We start from the raw sequence: 22,704 nt of genomic DNA on the forward strand, positions 1-22,704 counted from the left end.
TCGAAAACGGCAGGACGGACAGAATGGCGAGCAAGGCAACGGCGAAAAGCGGCGGCATCGTCGAGACGATCAAGACCATCTTCTGGGCGCTGCTGATCGCAGGCGTGTTCCGCACGCTGTTCTTTCAGCCCTTCTGGATCCCGTCCGAATCGATGAAGGATACGCTGCTGGTCGGCGACTTCCTGTTCGTGAACAAGATGGCCTATGGCTATTCCCAGTATTCCTGCCCCTTCGGCCTCTGCCCGATCTCGGGCCGGCTTTTCGCCACCATGCCCGAACGGGGCGATGTGGTGGTGTTCCGCCATCCGGTCGATGGGTCCGACTTCATCAAGCGGCTGATCGGGCTGCCCGGCGACACCGTGCAGGTCAGGAACGGCGTTCTGTTCATCAACGGTCAGGAAGTGCCGCAGGTGCCCGCGGGCGATTTCTCCGAAACCTACGAGCCGCAGGGCCCGATGGGCAGCTACCCGCGCTGCGCCAATGCGCCCGTGGGCGAGGGCGGCACCTGCATCAAGCATCGCCTGACCGAGACCCTGCCCGAGGGGCGGACGCATGACATCCTCGACATCGACATGAGCTATGCGGACAACACGCCGCTGTTCACGGTGCCGGAGGGGCATTTCTTCTTCATGGGCGACAACCGTGACAACAGCCAGGACAGCCGCTTCTCGCAGGCGGTGGGCGGCGTCGGCATGGTGCCCTTCGAGAACCTGATCGGCCGGGCCGACCGGGTGATGTTCTCCTCCGCCGGGCGCTCCATGCTGTATTTCTGGACTTGGCGGTCCGACAGGTTCTTCAAGGCGATCGAGTGAAAGTCTCGCAGGAACTTCAGGCATTCTCCGGCAGGCTGGGGCATGACTTCGATGACCCGGCGCTTCTGGTGCGCGCGCTGACCCATGCCTCCATCGGTTCGGCCACGCGGCCCGACAACCAGCGGTTGGAGTTTCTGGGAGACCGGGTGCTGGGCCTCATCATCGCGGATGCGTTGCTGTCCGCCGATTCGGGGGCGAGCGAGGGGCAGGTGGCGCCGCGCTTCAATGCACTGGTCCGCAAGGAGACCTGCGCCGATGTGGCCCGCCAGATCGGGCTGGGCGACGTGCTGAAGCTCGGCCGGTCGGAGATGATGTCCGGCGGGCGGCGCAAGGAGGCGCTGCTTGGCGATGCGATGGAGGCGGTGATCGCCGCGCTCTATCTCGATGCCGGGCTGGAGGCGACGCGCTCCATCGTGCTCTCGCTTTGGGGGGACCGGATCGACCGCGTCGATGCCGATGCCCGCGATGCCAAGACCCAGCTTCAGGAATGGGCGCAGGCGCGGGGCCTGTCGCCGCCCCGCTACGTGGAGAAGGGCCGCTCCGGCCCCGATCATGCGCCCGTCTTCACCATCGAGGTGCAGCTTGACAACGGGGAGACGGAAACCGCGAAGGCGGGGGCCAAGCGGCAGGCCGAGCAAGCTGCGGCGCGCATGCTTCTCGACCGGCTGGAAGCTGGCGAGGGCTGACCGCCCCGGTTGACCCGCCCCGCTTGATCTGCCCCGGGGGAGTTACCGCATATCGGGCAAATCCCCCCTTGCGGCACGGTAAATCCGCCACCACGCTTGAAACATCTGGGCGCGCTGCCGACCTTGGGATAGGAGCTGTCCCTTCCATTCCGGCCCGATTCCGGGCTTTTCAGGAGAAATCGCATGACCGAGACGACCCGCGCTGGTTTCGTCGCTCTGATCGGCGAGCCGAATGCCGGCAAGTCGACGCTCATGAACCGTATGGTGGGGGCCAAGGTCTCCATCGTCACCCACAAGGTCCAGACGACGCGCGCCCGCATCCGCGGCATCGTGATGGAGGGGCAGTCGCAACTCGTCTTCGTCGATACGCCGGGGCTGTTCCGTCCGCGGCGGAGGCTGGACAGGGCGATGGTCGCCGCCGCCTGGGGCGGGGCTGCCGATGCCGATGTCGTGGTCCTGCTGATCGAGGCGCACCGCGGCCTGACCGACGGCACCCGCGCCATCATCGACGCGCTGAAGGAGCGGGTGCAGAACCGGCCCGTGGCACTCGCCATCAACAAGATCGACCGCGTGAAGGCGGAGGTGCTGCTCGCGCTGTCCGCCCAGATGAACGAAGCCTATCCGTTCGCGCGGACCTTCATGATTTCCGCCGAGAAGGGTTACGGCGTTAAAGACCTGCGCGAATGGCTGGCGGGTGAGGTGCCGGAGGGGCCGTGGCTCTACCCGGAGGACCAGATCGCCGACCTGCCGATGCGCATGATCGCGGCCGAGATCACGCGGGAAAAGCTCACCCTCCGCCTGCATGAGGAACTTCCCTACAATCTCACCGTGGAAACGGAGAAGTGGGAGGAGCGGCCGGATGGCTCCGTCCGTATCGACCAGGTGATCTATGTCGCCCGCGACGGTCACAAGGGCATCGTGCTGGGCCACAAGGGCGAGACGGTGAAGGCCATTGGGCAGGCCGCGCGGGTCGATATCACGGAATTCCTCGGGCGTCCGGCGCATCTTTTCCTTCAGGTCCGCGTGCGCGAGAACTGGTTGGAGGAGCGCGAGCGCTACAGCGAAATGGGTCTCGACTTCCGCGACGGCGATGCCTGAAGCGCGGCTTACCGCCGATTTCTGGGTTTCCGCCTATCTGCGCAGGCTGGGGCTGAACGACATCCCGGCCTATGTGACGGCGAAGGGTGATCCGACTGCCGGTGCCGTGCTGGTGAAGGTGGCGTTGCTTGACGGAACCGCCCGGGCCGCTCACCGGATCTGGGACCCCATGGCGGACACACGCCGCTGGGAGGTGCTGGCCGAAGGACCGGAGCCGGAGGTGGATGCCGCCATCGCCCGCCAGCGCCGCTACGACCCCGACCTCTGGGTCATCGAGATAGAGGATCGTCAGGGCCGGACGCTGCTGGGCGAAGCGGGGCTGGGCTGATCGGCAAGGGAGGGGCTCATGCCGCGACGCATTGTCATCACCGGGGGTCCGGGATCGGGCAAGACATCTCTCATCATGGCACTCGCGGACGAGGGGTTGGCCGTCATGCCGGAGGCCGGACGCGCGCTCATCCGGGCGGGGCAGGCGATCGACGGACCGGCCCTTCCCTGGCGCGATCCGGCGCTATTCGCAGAGACCATGCTGGCGTGGGAAATCCGCTCCCATGCGGCAGCGAACGACCTTTCCGGTCCGGTGATCTTCGATCGCGGCGTGCCGGATGTCGCAGGCTATCTGCGAACCATCGGCCGTCCGGTTCCTTCCCATGTTCAGCGCGCGATGGAACGGTTCCGTTACGATGATCCGGTGTTTCTCGCCCCCTACTGGCCGGAGATCTTCGGCCCCGACAGCGAAAGGCGGCAGGACGCCGCCGAGGCCCGCGCGACTGCCGAGGCCATGAGACACACCTATACCGAAGCCGGCTACCGGCTGGTCGAGCTTCCCCGCGCCTCCATCGCCGAGCGCGCCGCCTTTGTGCACCGCGTGCTGGGCGGGACTTGCGCGCCGGATCCAGAAAAGCCGGATCCCGGAAAGCCAGACGGGGGAAAGCCAGACGGGGGAAAGCCGGAGCCGGAGGAGCAATACCCGGACCGGCCGCACCGGGGGCAGGCGTGATGGATTGGCAGGACGAGGGCATCCTCCTCGCGATTCGCCCCCATGGCGAAAGCGCCGCCATCATTCAGGTGCTGACCGCCGGACGCGGGCTGCATGCAGGAGTCGTGCATGGCGGCGGCTCTCGCCGGATGGCGCCGGTGCTGCAACCCGGGGCGCAGCTTGTGCTGCACTGGCGGGCACGACTCGACCAGCATCTTGGCAGTTTTGCGGTGGAACCTCTGCGGGAGCGGGCCGGCGCGCTGTTCGGGGACCGTGCGGCGCTTGCGGCGCTCGCCTCGGTCTCCGCGCTGCTTGTCTATGCCCTGCCCGAGCGGGAGCCGCATCCGGCCCTCTATGCCGCGACGGAGACGCTGTTCGACCGGCTCTCCGGGACCGGCTGGGAAGCGGACTATCTTCGGTGGGAGGTGACGCTGCTGGCGGAGATGGGCTTCGGCCTCGATCTGGGGCGCTGTGCGGTGACGGGGGAGTCGGAGGGGCTTGCCTATGTCAGCCCGCGGACGGGGCGGGCGGTGACACGCGCGGCAGCGGGGGAATGGGCGGATCGCCTGCTCCCGCGGCCCGAGGCATTGGTTGCCGGTCCGGCGGATGCCGCCGGTCTGGCGGCGGGGCTTCTGACCACGGGTCATTTCATGGAGCGCTGGCTGGCGGAGGAGCTGGTGGGCCGCCCGCTGCCGGAGGCGCGGCGGCGGCTTGTGGCGCTTCTGTCCGCGCCCTGACGCGAAGGGGCTCCCCCTTGCACGACCGCGCCGCGGAATGCGGCGCCGGGCCTAACCGGCAAGGGCGGCTTTGCCGCTCTGAACAGGCGGGAGCGCTCCCGCCCCTTTTCCACTGGCGCCGCGGCCCTTGCTTTCCCCCGGCGAAAAGCCTATATCGCCTGCAAGCAGCGGCGTCCGGCCTCCACCCCCGGACCCACCGGAGACATTCGACGGGCCGCGCGCCCGTTTTTTCTTTTCCGCCTGCCGCCTGGGAGCATCCCCGTGACCGACCTTATCGCAAAGACAGCCATCGACCGGCGCTTGGCCGAGATCGTGGCGCCGACCATTGAGGGTCTGGGCTTCGAGCTTGTGCGAATCCGTCTCATGGGCGGCAAGACGCGCACCCTTCAGATCATGGCCGACCGCCCGGAGGGCGGCATCGAGGTGGAGGACTGCGCCAGGATCTCCACCGCCGTGTCCGCCGTACTGGACGTGGAGGATCCGCTGGAGGACCCCTACACGCTGGAGGTTTCTTCCCCCGGTATCGACCGGCCGCTGACGCGGCTGAAGGATTTTGACATGTGGGAAGGCTATGAGGCCCGCGTGGAGACGACGGAGCTGATCGACGGGCGGCGCCGCTTCAAGGGCCTGCTGCGGGGCACCGAAGGCGATGAGATCCTGATCGAACTGGAGGAGCCGGGCGAGGACGTGACCATCGGGTTGCAGTTCGACTGGCTCTCCGACGCCAAGCTGATCCTGACCGACGAACTGATCGCGGAGATGCTCCGCCAGCGCAAGGACGCGGGCGTGATCGACGAAAGCCGCTACGACGACATCGAAGACGAACCCGACACCGATACCGACAACGAGGAGGCCTGACATGGCAATCACCTCTGCCAACCAGCTCGAACTGCTGCAGACCGCCGAAGCGGTGGCGCGCGAGAAGATGATCGACCCCGGCCTCGTCATCGAGGCGATGGAGGAAAGCCTCGCCCGCGCCGCGAAGTCGCGCTACGGCGCCGAGATGGACATTCGCGTGAAGATCGACCGCAAGACCGGTCGCGCGACCTTTACCCGTGTGCGCACCGTCACACCGGACGAGGAAGTCGAGAACTATCAGGCGCAACTGACCGTCAAGCAGGCGAAGCAGTATCTCGCCGACCCGCAGATCGGCGATGAGATCGTGGACGAGGTTCCCCCGGTGGACCTTGGCCGGATCGCCGCGCAATCGGCCAAGCAGGTCATCCTGCAGAAGGTCCGCGAGGCCGAGCGTGATCGCCAGTACGAGGAATTCAAGGACCGCAAGGGCACGATCATCAACGGTCAGGTCAAGCGCGAGGAATATGGCAACGTCATCGTGGATATCGGCCGGGGCGAAGGCATCCTGCGCCGGAACGAGAAGATCGGCCGTGAGTCCTACCGCATCGGCGACCGTATCCGCTGCTACGTGAAGGACGTGCGCCGCGAGGCCCGCGGCCCGCAAATCTTCCTGTCCCGTACCGATCCGCAGTTCATGGCCGAACTGTTCAAGATGGAAGTGCCGGAGATCTATGACGGCATCATCGAGATCAAGGCCGTCGCCCGCGATCCCGGCTCCCGCGCGAAGATCGCCGTGATCTCCTATGACAACTCCATCGACCCGGTGGGGGCGTGCGTGGGTATGCGCGGCTCCCGCGTGCAGGCGGTGGTGAACGAGCTTCAGGGTGAGAAGATCGACATCATCCCGTGGAATCAGGATCAGGCGACGTTCCTCGTGAACGCGCTGCAACCGGCGGAAGTGTCGAAAGTCGTGATCGACGAGGACGGTGGCCGGATCGAGGTCGTGGTGCCGGACGAGCAGCTTTCGCTCGCCATCGGGCGGCGGGGGCAGAACGTGCGTCTGGCCAGCCAGCTCACCGCGCTCGATATCGACATCATGACCGAGGCGGAGGAGAGCCAGCGCCGTCAGGCGGAGTTCGCCCAGCGGACGGGCCTCTTCATGGAGGCGCTGGACGTGGACGAGACGTTGGCGCAGCTTCTGGTCGCAGAGGGCTTCACCAACCTCGAAGAGGTGGCCTATGTCGATCTGGAGGAGCTTCTGTCCATCGACGGCTTCGACGAATCGACCGCGGAGGAGCTTCAGGCCCGTGCCCGCGATCAGCTCGAGGAAGTCAGCCGCAAGGCGCTGGAAAATGCCCGTACGCTCGGTGCCGAGGACAGCCTGATTGAATTCGAGGGCCTCACTCCCCAGATGGTGGAGACGCTGGCGAAGGATGGCGTCAAGACGCTCGAGGATTTCGCGACCTGCGCCGACTGGGAACTTGCCGGCGGCTGGACAACGGTCAATGGCGAGCGTGTGAAGGATCAGGGCCTGCTCGAGAAGTTCGACATGAGCCTCGAAGAGGCGCAGCGGCTCGTCATGACCGCGCGTGTCCTTCTGGGCTGGGTTGATCCGTCGGAGCTTGAAAAGGCCGCCGACGAGGTCGAGGAAGAAGCGGAAGAGGAGGCGGACGTCTGATCGGCGTCCGGGTTGCGGTTGACGCGTGGAGGTCGTGAAAAGGTGCGCGAAGAGCCCGAGCGGCGCTGCATCGTCACCGGAGAGGTTCAGCCCCGGCAGGGGCTGATCCGTTTCGTCGTGGGGCCGGAAGACCGGATATTCCCCGACGTTACGGGCAAGCTGCCCGGTCGCGGCATATGGGTCGCGGCCGACAGGGCGGCGGTGGACAAGGCGGCCCGCAAGGGCCTCTTTTCCCGCGCCGCCCGCCGCGCCGTCACCGTTCCCCCGGACCTCGCCGACGAGGTGGAGGGGATGGTGGCGCGGCGTGTCGTGGATCTCGTATCGCTGGCCCGCAAGGCGGGAGAGGCGGTAGCGGGGTTCGAGAAGGTGAAAGACTGGCTCGACAAAGACCGGGCCGCCGTCCTGATACAGGCCTCCGACGGGTCTGAACGGGGCAAGACGAAGCTCCACCCGCCGGGTGGAACGAATACGTTCATTGGGTGCCTGACGGCATCGGAATTGGGTTTGGCTTTCGGGCGGGAACATGCGATACACGGCGCGCTTGCGGCTGGCGGACTCGCAACCCGTGTTGTAGAGGAAGCCGCAAAGCTCGCCGGATTGCGCGGGCAGATCGGCGGCCGGGCCGTCGGGAAGGATACGAAAGACGCATGAGCGAAACAGACGGTAAAAAGCCCCTCGGGCTGGGTGGTGGCGGTTCGCGTCCGGGTCAGGTGAAGCAGAGCTTCAGCCACGGCCGGACGAAGAATGTCGTCGTCGAAACCAAACGCAAACGCGTGGTGGTTCCCAAGCCGGGTGCAGGTTCGGCCAAGGCCGGCGGCTCGCCGCATCTGGGCGACCCGTCCAAGCGTCCCGCCGGGATCACCGACGCGGAGATGGAGCGCCGGCTCCGTGCCGTGCAGGCCGCCAAGGCCCGCGAGGCCGATGAGGCCGAGCAGCGCCAACGCGAAGAGCGGGAGCGCGAGGAAGAGCGCCAGCGGCGCCGCGACGAGATCGAGGCCAAGGAGCGCGAGGAGCGCGCGCGGGAAGAAGCCCTCCGTCTGAAGGCCGAGGAAGAAGCACGCGCCAAGGCCGAGGCCGAGGAAAAGGCCCGCCGCGAGAAAGAGCGCGAGGCCCGCAAGCCTGCCGCTTCCGCCGCGGCCCAGCAGCCCAAGCCGGCCGAAGAGCCGCCGACCCAGCGCGGCACGTCCAAGGCGGCCCCCGGGCCCCGCAAGACCGACCGCGACCGTGAGCGCGAGAGCGACAGGACATCCCGCAACAAGGGCGGCGACGGCCGGCGTTCGGGCAAGCTTACCCTGACGGAAGCCCTGTCTGATGCGGGCGGCCGGCAGCGGTCGCTTGCCGCGATGAAGCGCAAGCAGGAAAAGGCGCGTCAGAAGACGATGGGCCGCAACACGGGCGAGAAGCAGGCGCGTGACGTGCAGCTTCCCGAGACGATCGTGGTGCAGGAGCTTGCCAACCGCATGGCCGAACGGGCCGCGGACGTGGTTAAGGCGCTGATGAAGATGGGCATGATGGTCAGTATGAACCAGACGCTCGACGCCGATACCGCGGAACTCATCATCGAGGAATTCGGCCACAATGCGGTGCGCGTCTCCGACGCCGACGTGGAGCAGGTGATCTATACGGTCGAGGACAAGGCCGAGGATCTGGAGGCCCGCCCCCCGATCGTGACCATCATGGGCCACGTCGACCACGGCAAGACCTCGCTGCTCGATGCTCTCCGCAAGACTTCCGTCGTCTCGGGCGAGGCGGGCGGGATCACCCAGCACATCGGCGCCTATCAGGTGCGGACGGAATCGGGTGCGCTCCTGACCTTCCTCGACACGCCCGGCCACGCGGCCTTCACCTCCATGCGGGCCCGTGGCGCGCAGGTGACGGACATCGTCGTGCTGGTGGTGGCTGCCGATGACGCGGTGATGCCGCAGACGGTGGAGGCGCTCAACCACGCCAAGGCCGCCGGTGTGCCGATGATCGTGGCGATCAACAAGATCGACAAACCCTCCGCCAACCCGAACAAGGTCCGCACGGACCTGCTCCAGCACGAAGTTGTCGTGGAGGAGATGGGTGGCGACGTACTCGACGTCGAAGTGTCCGCCGTGACCGGCCAGGGGCTTGATACCCTGCTGGAGAACATCGCGCTTCAGGCGGAGATTCTCGACCTCAGGGCAAACCCGAATCGGTCTGCCATGGGGGCGGTGATCGAGGCCAAGCTCGACGTGGGCCGGGGTCCGGTCGCGACGGTTCTGGTGCAGAACGGCACTTTGAAACGCGGCGATATCTTCGTTGTGGGTGAGCAGTGGGGCAAGGTCCGCGCGCTCATCAACGACAAGGGCGAGCGGGTGGACGAAGCTGGTCCGTCGGTTCCGGTCGAGGTGCTGGGTCTGAACGGCACGCCCGAGGCCGGCGACGTGCTGAACGTCGTGGAGACCGAGGCGCAGGCCCGCGAGATCGCGGATTACCGTGAGCAGGCGGCGAAGGACAAACGCGCGGCGGCAGGTGCGGCGACGACCCTTGAACAGCTTATGGCGAAGGCCAAGGCCGACAAGAACGTCGCGGAGCTGCCGGTGGTGGTGAAGTCCGACGTGCAGGGTTCTGCCGAGGCGATCACCCAGGCGCTGGAGAAGGTCGGCAACGACGAAGTCCGCGTTCGGGTGCTGCATTCGGGCGTCGGCGCGATCACCGAAAGCGACATCGGTCTGGCGGAAGCCTCCGGCGCGCCGGTCATCGGCTTCAACGTGCGGGCGAATGCCCCCGCACGGGCTTCGGCGAACCAGAAGGGTGTGGAGATCCGCTACTATTCGGTGATCTACGATCTGGTCGATGACGTGAAAGCCGCTGCCTCCGGTCTCCTCAAGGCCGAAGTGCGCGAACACTTCATCGGCTATGCCGAGATCCGGGAGGTCTTCAAGGTCTCCAACGTCGGCAAGGTCGCGGGCTGTCTCGTTACCGAAGGTGTGGCGCGGCGTTCCGCCGGTGTGCGGCTTCTGCGTGACAACGTGGTCATCCACGAAGGTACGCTCAAGACGCTCAAGCGCTTCAAGGACGAGGTCAAGGAAGTCATTTCCGGTCAGGAATGCGGCATGGCCTTCGAGAATTACGAAGATATCCGCCCTGGCGATATCATCGAGATTTTCGAGCGCGAGGAAGTCGAGCGCACGCTCGCCTGATCGACACTCCAGAATGCGAAAACGCCCGGAGCCTGCTCCGGGCGTTTTCATTTTTCCGCCCGACTTTTCTCGCGGTCATGCTCTTGCAGGGCTCTGCCTCAGATGCCGGGTGGCCTTGGGTGCGGGACAGATTGTCCGGCGTATGAGGTCGGAAGGGCCAGCGGAATATGCGCCGCTGCCGCGAAGAGTTTTGCCCGGATCCCATGCTCGGATCGGGCAAAAGGTCTGCAAAATGCGACTGGTGAATTCGCGTGAGCGCCCCGACCTTGTTTCAAAGCAACGCAAAGCAAAGCAAAGCAAAGCAAAGCTGCGAGTGAACGGAGAGGTTCAGTTACGGCCTGAGGGTCAGGATTTGCGAAAAAGCGCGGAATCCGTTCTTTTGACGAACATTATCGCTGGCGCAGGCCGCGACAAAGCCCACTCTGAGCCTGAGCCTGAGCCTGAGCCTGAGCCTGAGCCTGAGCCTGAGCCTGAGCCTGAGCCTGAGCCTGAGCCTGAGCCTGAGCCTGAGCCTGAGCCTGAGCCTGAGCCTGAGCCTGAGCCTGAGCCTGAGCCTGAGCCTGAGCCTGAGCCTGAGCCTGAGCCTGAGCCTGAGCCTGAGCCTGATGCGGCCGCATCATGTTACTTCGGCGATCTCCGCGACCAGCGGGCCCGGCAGTGCACCGCGCAGCGGGGACGGGCCCGCGTCAGCTCCCCCGATAGGTGGAGTAGCTGTAGGGGGAGACCAGCAGGGGCACGTGGTAATGGCTGTCTTCCGCCATGCGGAAGCGGATCGGCACGATGTCGAGAAAGCGCGGCTCCGTTCCCTGCGCACGCAGGTAGGGGCCGACATGGAATTCCAGCTCGTAATCCCCGGTGACGAAGGTCTCGGTAGGCAGGATCGCCCCGTCGGTGCGTCCGTCCGCATTGGTGACCAGCCGCCGCAATTCCTGCCGCCCGCCATCCGCCAGCCGGTAGAGAACCACGGTCATCCCCGCCGCGGGCACGCCTTGCGCGGTATCCAGAACATGGGTGGTCAGATATCCCGCCGCCATCTCTTGCCTCCTCATCTGCATTCGGCATTTCATGCCTGCGATCGCCATGGAAAGCGACCGTCTTTCGCCCGAACAGGTGCTTTCGCGATTTTCTGATAATCCGATGCCGCGCCCCGGAGTAGAAACGACCGAGAAGAGGGAATGAAAATGAACCGTTATCCGCGCAACATGCTGGGCTACGGAGCCAACCCGCCCGATCCGAAATGGCCGGGCGGCGCGAAGGTCGCCGTGCAGATCGTCCTGAACTATGAGGAGGGGGGCGAGAACTCCGTCCTGCATGGCGACGCGGCCTCCGAGGCGTTCCTGTCCGACATCGCGGGCGCGGCGATGTGGCCGGGCCAGCGGCACTGGAACATGGAATCGATCTATGAATACGGGGCGCGGGCCGGGTTCTGGCGGCTGCACCGGCTGTTCACGGCCATGGACATTCCCGTGACGATCTATGGGGTGGCGACGGCGCTTGCCCGGAGCCCGGTGCAAGTGCGCGCCATGCAGGAGGCAGGCTGGGAGATCGCCTCCCACGGGCTGAAATGGGTCGAGCACAAGGACATGCCGGAGGATGAGGAGCGCCGCCAGATCGCCGAGGCGATCCGGCTGCATACCGAGGTGACGGGAGAGGCTCCACGCGGCTGGTACACGGGCCGGTCCTCCGCCAATACCGTGCGGCTGACGGCCGAAACGCGGCGCTTCGACTATGTCTCCGATACCTATGACGACGATCTGCCCTATTGGCTTGATGTGGAGGGGCATGAGCAGCTCGTCATCCCCTATACGCTGGAGGCGAACGACATGCGCTTCGCCACCGCGCCCGGCTATATCACCGGGGAGCAGTTCTACACCTATCTGAAGGACACGTTCGACACGCTCTATGAGGAGGGGGTTGAGGGTGCGCCCAAGATGTTCTCCGTCGGGCTGCACTGCCGTCTGATCGGGCGTCCGGGCAAGCTCGCCGGGCTGAAGAAGTTCCTGCAATATGCGCGGCAGAAGGAGGGGGTCTGGTTCGCCCGCCGCGTGGATATCGCGGAACACTGGCACCGCACCCATCCCGCGCCGACCCGCCGCGACCGCCCGACGCTTTTGCCGCAGGACGCTTTCGTGGCCCGGTTCGGCAGCGTCTATGAGCATTCTCCCTGGATCGCCCAACGCGCCTGGGAGCTTGAACTCGGGCCGGAGCATGATTGTGCGATCGGGATGCATTCCGCGCTGACCCGCATCTTCCGCAGGGCGACGGAGGCGGAGCGTCTGGGAGTGTTGCGCGCTCACCCCGATCTGGCGGGCAAGCTGGCAGCCGCCAGGCGGCTGACGGCCGAATCGACGGCGGAGCAAGCCTCCGCCGGGCTCGACGCGCTGACCGACGAGGAGCGGGAGCGCTTCACCCGGCTCAACACCGCCTATGTGGAGAAGCACGCCTTCCCCTTCATCATCGCGGTGCGCGACCACACGAAAGACCAGATCCTCGCCGCCTTCGAGGCGCGGATCGAGAATCACACCCCGACCGAGATCGAGACCGCCTGCCGGCAGGTGGAGCGGATCGCCGAACTCCGATTGAAGGACATGCTGCCGTGAGTGGATATTACGCCGGGATGGGCGGGCTGCCCCCGCAGGACAGGCTGATGACGGGGCGGGCCATCTTCACCGAGGCCTATTGTTTCATCCCCAAGGGGGTAATGAGCGATATCGTGACCAGCCTCTTTCCCGGCTGGGACAAGACGCGCGGCTGGATGATCGCGCGGCCCATGAGCGGGTTCTCGGAGACCTTCTCGCAATACATCATGGAAGTGAGGCCGGGCGGCGGCTCCGACGCGCCGGAGCCGGACGCGGGTGCGGAAGGGGTGATCTTCATCGTGGAGGGGGAACTCGCGCTCACCTACGGCGGGATGACCCATGCGATGTCGGCGGGCGGCTATGCCTATCTGCCGCCGGGGCTGAAGTGGACGTTGCGCAATCCGGGGCACGGGCCCGCGCGCTTCCACTGGGTGCGAAAGCTCTACGAAACGGCCCCCGGCGTGGACAGTCCCGAAGCCTTCGTGACCAACGAGCGGGAAATCGAGGTCAACTGGATGCCCGACACGGGCGAACGCTGGGGCACCACGCGGTTCGTGCCGCCCTCCGACATCCGTCACGACATGCATGTGAACATCGTGACACTGCGCCCCGGCGCGCGGATCCCGTTCGAGGAGACGCATGTCATGGAGCACGGCCTCTACGTGCTGGAAGGGCAGGCGGTTTACAAGCTGAACACCGACTGGGTGGAGGTGGAGCCGGGGGACTTCATGTGGCTCCGCGCCTTCTGCCCGCAGGCCTGTTATGCGGCGGGCGACCGTCCGTTCCGCTATCTGCTCTACAAGGACGTGAACCGCCACGCGCGCCTTCGCCGGTTCTAAAGGGGTCTGTTCACCGCGGCCCGCCCTGCCTATCGTCGGCGGGAGAGAGATAACCGGGGTCGGATGATGGGCACACGACCGTTGCGAAACCGCCACCTTCGCCATCCGGTGGAGGCGGCACGCGCTCTGGTAAGCCACCGGCGTTCGCGGGGGGCGGATCTGGCGCTCGCCACCTTTCTGGCCGGCATCGCGGGATGCGCCAATGCGGGCGGGTTCTTTGCCGTCGGGCAATATACCTCGCATATGACGGGTTACCTGTCGCAGGTCGCCGATGGCCTGGTGCTGATGAACCTCAGGATGCTCGGCATAAGCCTCGGGGCCATCCTCTGCTTCATGCTGGGCGCGGCGACGAGTGCCGTGCTCATCAACTGGGCGCGGGAGCGGCACCGCCAGCGGCGGCGGCAATATGCCCTGCCGCTGACGGTAGAGGGTGTCCTCCTTCTGCTTTTCGCCACCTTCGGCAGCGGCGCCGCGCGGGAAGCGGGGGAGCCGGGTCTTCTGGCGGCGATGCTGATGCTCTGCTTTGTCATGGGCCTGCAGAACGCGACGATCACCAAGATCTCCGGCGCCCGCATCCGCACCACCCATGCGACGGGGATGATCACCGATGTGGGGATCGAGGCGGGCCGCGCCGCCTATCGCCTGATCGCGCCCGGGAGCGGCGTCCGGGTGAACGGGGTGAACCTGCGGATGCTGCTGCGGATTCTCGGCGCGTTTCTGGCGGGCGGAATCGCGGGCGCGGTAGGGTTCGGCAGGTTCGGATTCGTTTTCGCAATGCCGCTCGGGCTGTTGCTGCTGGCCATCTCGCTGCCGATGTTTTTCGCAGGCCGCCGGATCGCCCGCGTCTGACTGTCGCAACAGGCTGGAAATCTGTAATTTAGCCGCAAATTTGGGCGTGACGTGTTTGCGGGCCGCGCCAAGTTTCCGTATGGATGGCTCAACATCCAGCCAACATGACGCCGACGTGGACATTTTACCGCGAAGGCGAAGCAGACCCTCTATACGGTCGGTCCCGGCCGGGATGACGTGATTGAAAAGGAGAGACCAAAATAGAACAGAACCTCCTGCTCCTTCTCGTCTGCTTACCTTTTATCGGCAGTCTCGCGGTGCTCACGCTCAGTCCGCGGGCAAGGGATGCCGTGACATGGGTGTCTGCTGCGGTGAATGCGCTGGGGGTTGTGATCCTCTACGTGCTCAGACCCTATGTGCTGGACGGGGTGATTCTCAGAAACCGCATCCGCTGGCTGCCGGAGCTCGGCCTGGATTTCACGCTCCGGCTGGACGGGTTCGCCTGGTTCATGCTGCTTCTGGTGTTCGGGATCGGGCTGCTGGTCGTCATCTATGCCCGCTACTACCTGACGACCAAGGATCCGGTGCCGCGGTTCTTCAGCTATCTCCTTGCCTTCACGGGCGCGATGACGGGGATGCTGGTGTCGGGCAACCTCATCATGCTGGTGGTGTTCTGGGAGCTTACCAGCGTCTTCTCCTTCCTGCTCATCGGGTTCTGGTATCACAATGCGACGGCACGGGACGGGGCGCGGATGGCACTCATCGTCACGGGTGGTGGTGGTCTGTGCCTGCTGGTCGGGGTGCTGATCCTTGGCCATATCGTCGGCTCCTACGATCTGGACTGGGTTCTTGCCTCCGGCGATCTGGTGCGGGCCCATCCGCTCTACCGGGTGGTGCTGATCCTTGTCCTGATCGGCGCCTTTACCAAATCGGCGCAGTTCCCGTTCCATTTCTGGCTGCCGAATGCGATGGCGGCACCCACGCCGGTGTCCTCCTACCTGCACTCCGCGACGATGGTGAAGGCGGGCGTCTTCCTGCTCATCCGGTTCTCGCCCGTTCTGGGCGGCACGCCGGAGTGGTTCTGGATCGTCGGCGGCGTGGGCATGATCACGCTGCTGATCGGTGCGGTCACGGCGCTCTTCCGGCATGATCTGAAGGGTCTTCTGGCCTATTCCACCATCAGCCATCTCGGACTGATCACCGCGCTGGCGGGGATCGGAAGCCCGCTCGCCATTGTTGCGGCGATCTTTCACATCGGCAACCACGCGGTGTTCAAGGCATCGCTCTTCATGGCTGCGGGCATCATCGACCATGAGACGGGCACGCGCGACATGCGCCGCCTGTCGGGGCTCTACAAGCTCATGCCCATTACCGGGACGCTGGCCATCGTGGCCGCCGCGGCTATGGCGGGCGTCCCCTTGCTGAACGGCTTCCTGTCCAAGGAGATGTTCTTCGCCGAGGCTGCCGAATGGCACAACGGCTCGGTGCTGGACTATGCGATGCCCTATATCGCCACGCTCGCCGGTGCCTTTGCCGTCGCCTATTCGCTGCGGTTCATCCATGCGGTGTTCTTCGGACCCGCGCCGATCGACCTTCCGAAAGTGCCGCACGAGCCTCCCGCACTCATGCGGCGGCCGGTGGAGCTTCTGGTGCTGATCTGTGTCGTGGTCGGCATCTTCCCGGCCGCGACCATCGGCCCCTATCTCTATTCCGCCGCCGTATCGGTGCTGGGGCGCGATCTGCCCTATTACAGCCTCTCGCTGTGGCACGGTTTCAATCTGCCGCTGGTGATGAGCATTCTGGCCATCGTCGTCGGTGTCGCGATCTATGCGGTTCTCGCCCGCAGGCTGCCCGAGGGGCCGGAGGGCGCTCCCTTCTTCCATCGCCTGTCGGGAGAGGACATGTTCGACCGGGCCGTGCTCGCGCTCACCTGGAAATGGCCGCGCATCGTCATCCGCTATATCGGGACGGAACGGCTCCAGCCGCAGCTTCGCTGGCTGGTGGGGATCGCGCTGGGGCTGGTCGGGCTGACGCTCTGGCGCAGGTTCCAGTTCGCGCCGCAACTGCCGGCAGAGCCGCCGAGCCTCGCCTTCGCGATGATCTGGGTCGTGGGCGGCGCCTGCGCCATCGCTGCGGCTCATCAGGCGAAGTATCACCGATTCGCAGCGCTTGTCCTGCTTGGCGGCGCGGGGGTGGTGACCTGCATGACCTTCGCCTGGCTCGCCGCGCCCGATCTGGCCGTGACGCAGCTGGTGGTGGAGATCGTGACAACGGTGCTCCTGCTCCTCGGTCTCCGCTGGCTGCCGAAGCGCCAGCAGGACATCCGTGTCGATGTAAGCGTGACGGACCGTGCACGCCGCTGGCGGGACTTCGCGCTGGCGGTGATCTGCGGTGCTGGTATCGCGGCCATCGCCTACACGATCATGACGGCCGGAACAGATCGACCCATCGCCGACTGGTTCCTTGAGCACGCCTATTCCGAAGGCGGCGGCACCAATGTGGTCAACGTCATTCTCGTGGACTTCCGGGCCTTCGATACCTTCGGGGAGATCACCGTGCTGGGTGTCGTGGGGCTGACGGTCTTTGCGCTGCTCCGCCGCTTCCGTCCGTCGCAGGAAAGCGTCGAACTGCCGGAGCAGCAGCGCTTCCAGTCCCGCATCGACCGTGACAGCGAGGAGCGGGAGGAGGAGCAGACGATCCGCGACTATCTCTATGTGCCCTCCGTCATCATGCACTGGATGTTCCCGCCGATCATCGTGCTGTCGATCTACCTGTTCCTGCGCGGGCATGACCTGCCGGGTGGCGGGTTTGCGGGCGGTGTCGTCATGGCGATCGGCTTCCTGCTCCAGTATCTGGCCGCCAATGCGCGCTGGGTGGAAGATCAGCTCACCGTGCTTCCCGTCCGCTGGATCGCGACCGGCATGCTGATCGCGGTGGCGACGGGGGTGGGGGCCTGGCTCTTCGGCTATCCGTTCCTGACGGCGCATGCCCGCTACGTGCACGTACCCTGGATCGGCGATGTGCCGGCGGCCACGGCGCTGCTTTTCGACCTCGGCGTGTTCTCTGTCGTCGTCGGCGCGACGCTGCTGATACTCATCGCCATCGCCCACCAGTCCATCCGCTCAAGCCGCAAGCAGCGCGAGCCGGAAGACAAAGACCCGAAAGAGGCCGCCTGATGGAAATCGTTCTCTCCCTCGCCATCGGGGTGCTCTGCGCATCGGGGATCTGGCTGATCCTGCGGCCCCGGACCTATCAGGTGATCATCGGGCTGTGCCTGCTGTCCTATGGGGTGAACCTGTTCATCTTCTCCATGGGCGGGCTGCGGCCCGGCGCCCCGGCGATCCTGCAGAAAAGCGGCACCGTTGACCCGTCGCTCTATACCGATCCGGTTCCGCAGGCGCTGGTGCTGACGGCCATCGTCATCAGCTTCGCCACGACGGCGCTGTTCCTTGTGGTTCTCATGGCGTCCCGCGGGTTCACCGGCACGGACCATGTGGACGGGCAGGAGCGCGACTGATGAACGGCACGCTTCCCGACCACCTGATCATCGCGCCGATCCTGATTCCCTTCGTCGCGGGCGCGCTGATGCTGTTCTACGACGATCGCGCCCGCGCGGCGCGGCTCGTCATCAGCCTCATCTCCACCGTCTCGCTGCTGATCGTCGCGGGCATGCTTCTGGCGCAGAGCGAGGGCTCCAACAACACGGGCGGCAACGACGTCGGCGTCTATCTGCTCGGCAACTGGCCGCCGCCCTTCACGATCGTTCTGGTGCTGGACCGGCTTTCGGCGCTTATGCTGCTGCTCACCGCCTGCCTCGCGCTTCCCGCCCTGCTGTTCGCCTCAGCCGGATGGGACAGGCAGGGCCAGCATTTCCACAGCCTGTTCCAGTTCCTGCTGATGGGCCTGAACGGCGCCTTCCTGACGGGCGACCTGTTCAACCTGTTCGTGTTCTTCGAGGTGCTGCTGGCGGCCTCCTACGGCCTGCTTCTGCACGGTTCGGGGCGCGCGCGGGTCCGGTCGGGGCTGCATTACATTGCGGTCAACCTTGTCGCGTCGCTGTTCTTCCTGGTGGGGGTGAGCCTGATCTACGGCGTGACCGGCACGCTCAACATGGCCGATCTGGCGCTGAAACTGTCCGTCCTTCCGGTCGAGGACCGGCCGCTCGTCCTCGCGGCGGGGGCGATCCTGGGGGTGGTCTTCGCGGTGAAGGCGGGCATGTGGCCGCTCTCCTTCTGGCTGCCGGGGGCCTATATGTCGGCGGCGGCACCGGTGGGCGCCATGTTCGCGGTGATGACCAAGGTCGGTCTTTACGTGATCCTGCGGCTGTCCACACTGCTTTTCGGGGCGGATGCGACGGTGGCCGCGGGCTTCGGCGCCTATGCCGTTCTGCTCGGGGGGCTTGCGACGATGTTCTACGGGATGATCGGCCTCATGGCGGCGCAGGGCCTGCCGCGGGTTGCGAGCTTCAGCGTGCTGATCTCGGCCGGCACGATCCTGTCGGCTGTCGGGCTTGGCGTGTTCTCCGGGCCGCAGATGTACGCCTCCGCGCTTTACTACATGATGGCCTCCACTCTCGCGGCGAGCGCGCTTTTCCTCATTTCCGAACTCATGGAACGGGAGCAGGGCGCCATCGCCACGATTCTGGCCGTCACGGCGGATGCCTATGGTTTCGGAGATCAGGACCCGGAGGATGAGCCCGATCAGGCGGAAGGCGGGCTGTTCCTGACCGCCACTCACACCATCCTCGCCCTTTCGTTTGCGGTGATCACACTGATCCTTGCCGGGATGCCGCCGCTCGCCGGCTTTCTGGGCAAGGTGGGGCTGATCACCGGAGCGCTGGCCGGACCGGCGTCGCAGCCGGTGCCCCCCCTTGTTTGGGCGTATATCGCGCTCCTGATCCTGTCGGGCTTCGCAACGCTCGTGGTGCTGGTCCGTATCGGCATCCACACCTTCTGGGCGCCGATGGAGGAGATCGCTCCCCGCATCCGCGTGGCGGAGCTGGTGCCCATCGTGATGCTGATCGGTTTCGCCCTGCTGCTGACGGTGGAGGCGCGGCCTGTCATGCGGTATCTGGGCCAGACCGGGGCGATGCTGGAAAATCCCGGGATCTACATTCATGCGGTGACGGCGGAAAAGCCTTCCACGGGCATCCCGCTCTCTGAAACCGGCAATGGCCGCGCTTCCGCCGGGGGGGTGACGCAATGATCCGCCGCTACATTCCCTATCCGCTGCTCGCACTGATGCTGACGCTCATGTGGCTGATCCTCACGCGGTTCTCGCTGGGCAATCTGATCCTCGGGATGGCCGTGGCGCTGGTGGCCAGTCAGGTGATGGTGCGCCTGCAACCCTCGAAGCCCCGTATCCGGCGCTGGAGCGTGATCCCGAAGATGTTCGCCATCCTGGGCTGGGACATCATCAAGTCGAACTGGAGCGTTGCCTGGGCCATCGTGTCCAACAAGAAGCGCAACCCGCGCCTGGTGGAGATCCCGCTGGAGATGCGTGATCCGACGGCGCTGGCCCTTCTCGCCATCACCATCACCGCGACGCCCGGTACGGCCTGGGTGGAATACCGGACGCAGGATGGGCGGCTTCTTCTCCATGTCTTCGACGAGGAGGAGGAGGGATACTGGAGGCGCGTGGTAAAGAACCGCTATGAGGCGATGCTGATGGAGGTGTTCGAATGAGCCATACGATCATGACAGCGGCCGTTCTCTATGCGCAGGTGGCCCTGGTGCTTGCCATGTGCTTCGCCACATGGCGCATTCTGGGCGGTCCGCGGGCGCAGGACAGGATTCTCGGACTCGATACGCTCTATGTGAACGGGATGCTGTTCCTGCTGACCGTCGGCATCCGCTCCGGCAACGTGTTCTTCTTCGAGGCGGCGCTGGTCATCGGGATGCTCGGTTTCGTGGCGACAGTGGCGCTCGCGAAGTTCCTGATGCGCGGCGAGGTGATCGAATGAACCCGGCGATCGACCTCCCGCTCTGGGCAGCCATTCCGGCCGCGGTCTTTCTGGTGATCGGCGCGACGCTGGCGCTGATCGGCTCCTTCGGGCTGGCGCGTATTCCCACGTTCTTCGAGCGCCTCCACGCCCCGACGCTGGGGACAAGCTGGGGTGTCGCCGGCATCGCGATCTGCTCGATGATCGTCTCCACCGTGGTGACCGGCCGGCCGATCATCCACGAATTGCTGATCGCCATCTTCATCATGATCACCACGCCTGTCACGCTGATGCTGCTTGGCCGGGCCGTTCTCTACCGCCATCAGGCGGAAAAGGCGGAAGCGGAGATGAGGCGCGCGGCGCTGGAGCGGGCGGAGCGGGCGCTGGACCCAAAAGGCGCGGAAGACTGACTACGTCACCTGCGCCCTGATGCGGTACTCCGGCTGGTTCCACGCCTCCGTCAGCACCACGTCCGCCAGCAGGTCCGCCGCTTTCTCCGTCTCCACCAGCGTCAGGTAAAGCGGCGTGAAGCCGAAGCGCATGATGTCCGGCGCGCGGAAGTCGCCGATCACCCCTCGCGCGATGAGAGCCTGAACGATGGCATAGGCGTCGGGGTGGCGGAAGGAGACCTGGCTTCCCCGGCGCTCCGGCTCCCTCGGCGAGGCAAGGGGCAGGCCGGGCAGGCGCGCTGCAACCGCCGCGATGAAAGCTTCCGAGAGCCGGATCGACTCCTGCCGCAACGCGTCGAGCGAGACACCTTCCCAGATGTCCAGCGCCGCTTCCAGCGCGGTCAGAGCCAGAACGGGAGGTGTGCCGACACGCATCCGCTCTATACCGGAGGCAGGTGTCCAGTGCGGGTCGAAGGCAAAGGGCGCGGCATGCCCCATCCATCCCGCCAGTGCCGGGCGCGCCGCATCGGCATGGCGTGGGTCCACATAGATGAACGCGGGCGCGCCGGGGCCGCCATTGAGGTATTTGTAGGTGCAGCCCACGGCGAAATCCGCCCCGGCCTCTGCCAGACGGACGGGAAGGGCACCCGCCGAATGCGCCAGATCCCAGATGGTGAGCGCGCCTGCCGCATGGGCTCTGGCCGTCAGCGCCGCCATGTCATGAAGCCGCCCGGTGCGGTAATCCACCTCCGTCAGCAGGGTCACGGCGATGCTGTCGTCTATCGCTGCCTCCACCTCCTCCGGCGCGACGATGCGAAGCTCCAGTCCCAGATCCGGCTCCCGATCCACCCCCCGATCCACCCCGCGATCCGCCCCCCGGTCCAGCGCCGCGACAAGCTCCTGCGCCACATAGAGGTCCGAGGGGAAGTTGCCGCTGTCGGAGAGGATGACCCGCCGCTCCGGGCGCATCTCCACGGCGGCGGAGAGGGCCTGAAACACCTTTACGGAAAGAGTGTCGCCCATCACGACGCTGCCCGGCTCCGCGCCGATCAGCGGGGCGATCCGGTCACCCACGCGGCGGGGCTGGACATACCAGCCCGCCTCGTTCCAGCCGCGGATCAGCAGGCGTCCCCACTCCTGCGTCATCATCCGCGCGACCCTCTCCGCCGCGCTGCGGGGCAGGGGGCCGAGGGAGTTGCCGTCAAGGTAGATCACGCCCTCCGGCAGGTCGAAGGCGGCGCGGGTCTGGCTGAAATCGGTCATCATTCTCCTCCGGTCTGTCCCGAAGGATAAGGGGATCGGCCCTTCCCTTGCAACGGGAGGCTCTGGACCCTTCCTGCTGCAGGAGGCAGGGTGTCGCGGCAATCGCCGGGAGGAAGCCGCCATGATCCATCACCGCATCGCCGATTTCACGGATGCCTATGCCAATACGAAATACATCGCGGGCGGCGACCGTTATCCTGCGCTCTGGGCCGAGCGGGCGGCATCCTGGCGTGAAAAGGCGGGCGAGCGGTTCACCCTCCGAAAGGAGGCCTATGGCCCGCATCAGCGCAACCGCTACGACCTGTTCCTTCCGGAGGGGACGCCGCGCGGTCTGACCGTTTTCGTGCATGGTGGCTACTGGATGAGCCTCGACCCCTCCTTCTGGTCGCATCTGGCGGAAGGAGCCGTGGCGCGGGGCTATGCGGTGGCGATGCCCGGATACGTTCTCTGCCCCGAGGTCAGCGTCTCTGCCATCTCCCGTCAGGTGGCGGAAGCGATCTCCCATGCGGCGGCGCTGGTGGAGGGACCGATCCATCTGTCGGGCCATTCCGCAGGCGGCCATGCCGTTACCCGGCTGATGTCCGAAGGATCGCCCCTGCCGGAGGCGGTTGCCGGACGGGTCTCTTCCGTCCTGTCCATCTCAGGGCTGCATGACCTGCGACCGCTGCTTGCGACGCAGATGAATGCGACGCTGCGCCTGGATGCGGCGGAGGCGGCGGCGGAAAGTCCCGCGCTGCTCGCGCCGCGGGGGCGGTTCACCCTTGCCACATGGGTAGGAGGGGCGGAACGGTCGGAGTTTCTGCGCCAGTCCGCGCTGCTGTCGAACATATGGACGGGATTTGGCATCGGCACGGCCAATCACGTGGTCCCGGACAGGCACCATTTCAACGTGCTCGACGCGTTGGAGAAGCCGGAGAGCGCGCTGACACGCGCCCTCCTTGCCATCTGA

At 65.9% G+C, this 22,704-nt stretch carries 22 protein-coding genes; 20 read left to right on the forward strand and 2 right to left on the reverse strand.

What is annotated here, in order from left to right; all coding sequences use genetic code 11:
* The first annotated feature begins 23 nt into the window (after positions 1 to 23).
* The 10 genes from lepB (at position 24) to infB (ending at position 9,955) form a co-directional block, all read left to right on the forward strand.
* On the forward strand, positions 24 to 812 hold the full coding sequence (gene lepB / locus CDV49_RS17035; protein WP_088216599.1) for a signal peptidase I: 789 nt from the start codon (positions 24 to 26) through the stop codon (positions 810 to 812).
* Positions 809 to 1,498, forward strand: a complete 690-nt coding sequence (rnc, locus tag CDV49_RS17040) for a ribonuclease III (RefSeq protein WP_088216600.1) — start codon at positions 809 to 811, stop codon at positions 1,496 to 1,498. The genes lepB and rnc overlap by 4 nt, the downstream gene beginning before the upstream one ends.
* A 183-nt stretch (positions 1,499 to 1,681) precedes the next feature.
* Positions 1,682 to 2,596 (forward strand): GTPase Era, encoded by a 915-nt coding sequence (era, locus tag CDV49_RS17045; RefSeq protein ID WP_088216601.1) that lies wholly within the window; start codon positions 1,682 to 1,684, stop codon positions 2,594 to 2,596.
* On the forward strand, positions 2,589 to 2,924 hold the full coding sequence (locus CDV49_RS17050; protein WP_088216602.1) for a DUF1491 family protein: 336 nt from the start codon (positions 2,589 to 2,591) through the stop codon (positions 2,922 to 2,924). The genes era and CDV49_RS17050 overlap by 8 nt, the downstream gene beginning before the upstream one ends.
* Positions 2,925 to 2,942: 18 nt before the next feature.
* The gene (locus tag CDV49_RS17055) at positions 2,943 to 3,596 is read left to right on the forward strand and encodes an AAA family ATPase (protein WP_088216603.1); all 654 of its coding nucleotides are present in this window, start codon (positions 2,943 to 2,945) and stop codon (positions 3,594 to 3,596) included.
* Positions 3,593 to 4,312, forward strand: coding sequence for a DNA repair protein RecO (recO, locus tag CDV49_RS17060; RefSeq protein WP_179209249.1), 720 nt, complete (start codon positions 3,593 to 3,595; stop codon positions 4,310 to 4,312). The genes CDV49_RS17055 and recO overlap by 4 nt, the downstream gene beginning before the upstream one ends.
* A gap of 261 nt (positions 4,313 to 4,573) precedes the next feature.
* Complete coding sequence (gene rimP / locus CDV49_RS17065; protein ID WP_088216605.1) at positions 4,574 to 5,170, forward strand: ribosome maturation factor RimP; 597 nt, start codon at positions 4,574 to 4,576, stop codon at positions 5,168 to 5,170.
* A gap of 1 nt (position 5,171) precedes the next feature.
* Positions 5,172 to 6,788: a transcription termination factor NusA gene (gene nusA / locus CDV49_RS17070; RefSeq protein WP_088216606.1), complete on the forward strand. Its 1,617-nt coding sequence runs from the start codon at positions 5,172 to 5,174 to the stop codon at positions 6,786 to 6,788.
* Between the two features lie 18 nt (positions 6,789 to 6,806).
* On the forward strand, positions 6,807 to 7,439 hold the full coding sequence (locus tag CDV49_RS17075; protein ID WP_373447812.1) for an RNA-binding protein: 633 nt from the start codon (positions 6,807 to 6,809) through the stop codon (positions 7,437 to 7,439).
* A complete protein-coding gene (gene infB, locus CDV49_RS17080; RefSeq protein WP_088216608.1) occupies positions 7,436 to 9,955 on the forward strand; it encodes a translation initiation factor IF-2 in 2,520 nt (839 codons plus the stop codon). Before CDV49_RS17075 ends, infB begins: the two co-directional genes overlap by 4 nt.
* Before the next feature lie 686 nt (positions 9,956 to 10,641).
* On the opposite strand, the gene uraH is transcribed toward infB, so the two are convergent.
* Positions 10,642 to 10,989: a hydroxyisourate hydrolase gene (gene uraH, locus CDV49_RS17090; protein ID WP_088216609.1), complete on the reverse strand. Its 348-nt coding sequence runs from the start codon at positions 10,987 to 10,989 to the stop codon at positions 10,642 to 10,644.
* Between the two features lie 147 nt (positions 10,990 to 11,136).
* On the opposite strand from uraH, the gene puuE reads away from it, so the two are divergent.
* The 9 genes from puuE (at position 11,137) to mnhG (ending at position 20,513) form a co-directional block, all read left to right on the forward strand.
* Positions 11,137 to 12,555, forward strand: a complete 1,419-nt coding sequence (puuE, locus tag CDV49_RS17095) for an allantoinase PuuE (protein ID WP_088216642.1) — start codon at positions 11,137 to 11,139, stop codon at positions 12,553 to 12,555.
* Entirely contained in the window at positions 12,552 to 13,373 is an 822-nt protein-coding gene (locus CDV49_RS17100) for a bifunctional allantoicase/(S)-ureidoglycine aminohydrolase (RefSeq protein ID WP_088216610.1), read from the forward strand. The genes puuE and CDV49_RS17100 overlap by 4 nt, the downstream gene beginning before the upstream one ends.
* A 66-nt stretch (positions 13,374 to 13,439) precedes the next feature.
* A complete protein-coding gene (locus CDV49_RS17105) occupies positions 13,440 to 14,222 on the forward strand; it encodes a YoaK family protein (protein WP_088216643.1) in 783 nt (260 codons plus the stop codon).
* Between the two features lie 200 nt (positions 14,223 to 14,422).
* Positions 14,423 to 17,338, forward strand: coding sequence for a monovalent cation/H+ antiporter subunit A (locus CDV49_RS17110; protein ID WP_088216611.1), 2,916 nt, complete (start codon positions 14,423 to 14,425; stop codon positions 17,336 to 17,338).
* Positions 17,338 to 17,679 (forward strand): Na+/H+ antiporter subunit C, encoded by a 342-nt coding sequence (locus CDV49_RS17115; RefSeq protein ID WP_035707316.1) that lies wholly within the window; start codon positions 17,338 to 17,340, stop codon positions 17,677 to 17,679. Before CDV49_RS17110 ends, CDV49_RS17115 begins: the two co-directional genes overlap by 1 nt.
* Positions 17,679 to 19,367, forward strand: coding sequence for a monovalent cation/H+ antiporter subunit D (locus tag CDV49_RS17120; protein ID WP_088216612.1), 1,689 nt, complete (start codon positions 17,679 to 17,681; stop codon positions 19,365 to 19,367). The genes CDV49_RS17115 and CDV49_RS17120 overlap by 1 nt, the downstream gene beginning before the upstream one ends.
* Positions 19,364 to 19,846, forward strand: a complete 483-nt coding sequence (locus tag CDV49_RS17125) for a Na+/H+ antiporter subunit E (RefSeq protein ID WP_256947386.1) — start codon at positions 19,364 to 19,366, stop codon at positions 19,844 to 19,846. Before CDV49_RS17120 ends, CDV49_RS17125 begins: the two co-directional genes overlap by 4 nt.
* Complete coding sequence (locus CDV49_RS17130) at positions 19,843 to 20,124, forward strand: K+/H+ antiporter subunit F (protein ID WP_088216613.1); 282 nt, start codon at positions 19,843 to 19,845, stop codon at positions 20,122 to 20,124. Before CDV49_RS17125 ends, CDV49_RS17130 begins: the two co-directional genes overlap by 4 nt.
* A complete protein-coding gene (mnhG, locus tag CDV49_RS17135) occupies positions 20,121 to 20,513 on the forward strand; it encodes a monovalent cation/H(+) antiporter subunit G (RefSeq protein ID WP_088216614.1) in 393 nt (130 codons plus the stop codon). The genes CDV49_RS17130 and mnhG overlap by 4 nt, the downstream gene beginning before the upstream one ends.
* On the opposite strand, the gene kynU is transcribed toward mnhG, so the two are convergent.
* Entirely contained in the window at positions 20,514 to 21,755 is a 1,242-nt protein-coding gene (gene kynU, locus CDV49_RS17140; protein ID WP_088216615.1) for a kynureninase, read from the reverse strand.
* A 121-nt stretch (positions 21,756 to 21,876) separates the two neighbouring features.
* Here kynU and CDV49_RS17145 point away from each other — a divergent pair, with 121 nt between their 5' ends.
* On the forward strand, positions 21,877 to 22,704 hold the full coding sequence (locus CDV49_RS17145; RefSeq protein WP_088216616.1) for an alpha/beta hydrolase: 828 nt from the start codon (positions 21,877 to 21,879) through the stop codon (positions 22,702 to 22,704).

The sequence above is a fragment of the Haematobacter genomosp. 1 genome (genome assembly GCF_002196855.1).
GTDB lineage: Bacteria > Pseudomonadota > Alphaproteobacteria > Rhodobacterales > Rhodobacteraceae > Haematobacter.

Excerpts from the sequence above, each read along its gene's own strand:
- lepB (WP_088216599.1), top strand. The coding sequence starts at position 24 with ATGGCGAGCAAGGCAACGGCGAAAAGCGGCGGCATCGTCGAGACGATC.
- era (WP_088216601.1), top strand. The coding sequence starts at position 1,682 with ATGACCGAGACGACCCGCGCTGGTTTCGTCGCTCTGATCGGCGAGCCG.
- CDV49_RS17050 (WP_088216602.1), top strand. The coding sequence starts at position 2,589 with ATGCCTGAAGCGCGGCTTACCGCCGATTTCTGGGTTTCCGCCTATCTG.
- CDV49_RS17055 (WP_088216603.1), top strand. The coding sequence starts at position 2,943 with ATGCCGCGACGCATTGTCATCACCGGGGGTCCGGGATCGGGCAAGACA.
- nusA (WP_088216606.1), top strand. The coding sequence starts at position 5,172 with ATGGCAATCACCTCTGCCAACCAGCTCGAACTGCTGCAGACCGCCGAA.
- infB (WP_088216608.1), top strand. The coding sequence starts at position 7,436 with ATGAGCGAAACAGACGGTAAAAAGCCCCTCGGGCTGGGTGGTGGCGGT.
- uraH (WP_088216609.1), bottom strand. The coding sequence starts at position 10,989 with ATGGCGGCGGGATATCTGACCACCCATGTTCTGGATACCGCGCAAGGC.
- puuE (WP_088216642.1), top strand. The coding sequence starts at position 11,137 with ATGAACCGTTATCCGCGCAACATGCTGGGCTACGGAGCCAACCCGCCC.
- CDV49_RS17105 (WP_088216643.1), top strand. The coding sequence starts at position 13,440 with ATGGGCACACGACCGTTGCGAAACCGCCACCTTCGCCATCCGGTGGAG.
- CDV49_RS17115 (WP_035707316.1), top strand. The coding sequence starts at position 17,338 with ATGGAAATCGTTCTCTCCCTCGCCATCGGGGTGCTCTGCGCATCGGGG.
- CDV49_RS17120 (WP_088216612.1), top strand. The coding sequence starts at position 17,679 with ATGAACGGCACGCTTCCCGACCACCTGATCATCGCGCCGATCCTGATT.
- CDV49_RS17125 (WP_256947386.1), top strand. The coding sequence starts at position 19,364 with ATGATCCGCCGCTACATTCCCTATCCGCTGCTCGCACTGATGCTGACG.
- CDV49_RS17130 (WP_088216613.1), top strand. The coding sequence starts at position 19,843 with ATGAGCCATACGATCATGACAGCGGCCGTTCTCTATGCGCAGGTGGCC.
- mnhG (WP_088216614.1), top strand. The coding sequence starts at position 20,121 with ATGAACCCGGCGATCGACCTCCCGCTCTGGGCAGCCATTCCGGCCGCG.
- kynU (WP_088216615.1), bottom strand. The coding sequence starts at position 21,755 with ATGACCGATTTCAGCCAGACCCGCGCCGCCTTCGACCTGCCGGAGGGC.
- CDV49_RS17145 (WP_088216616.1), top strand. The coding sequence starts at position 21,877 with ATGATCCATCACCGCATCGCCGATTTCACGGATGCCTATGCCAATACG.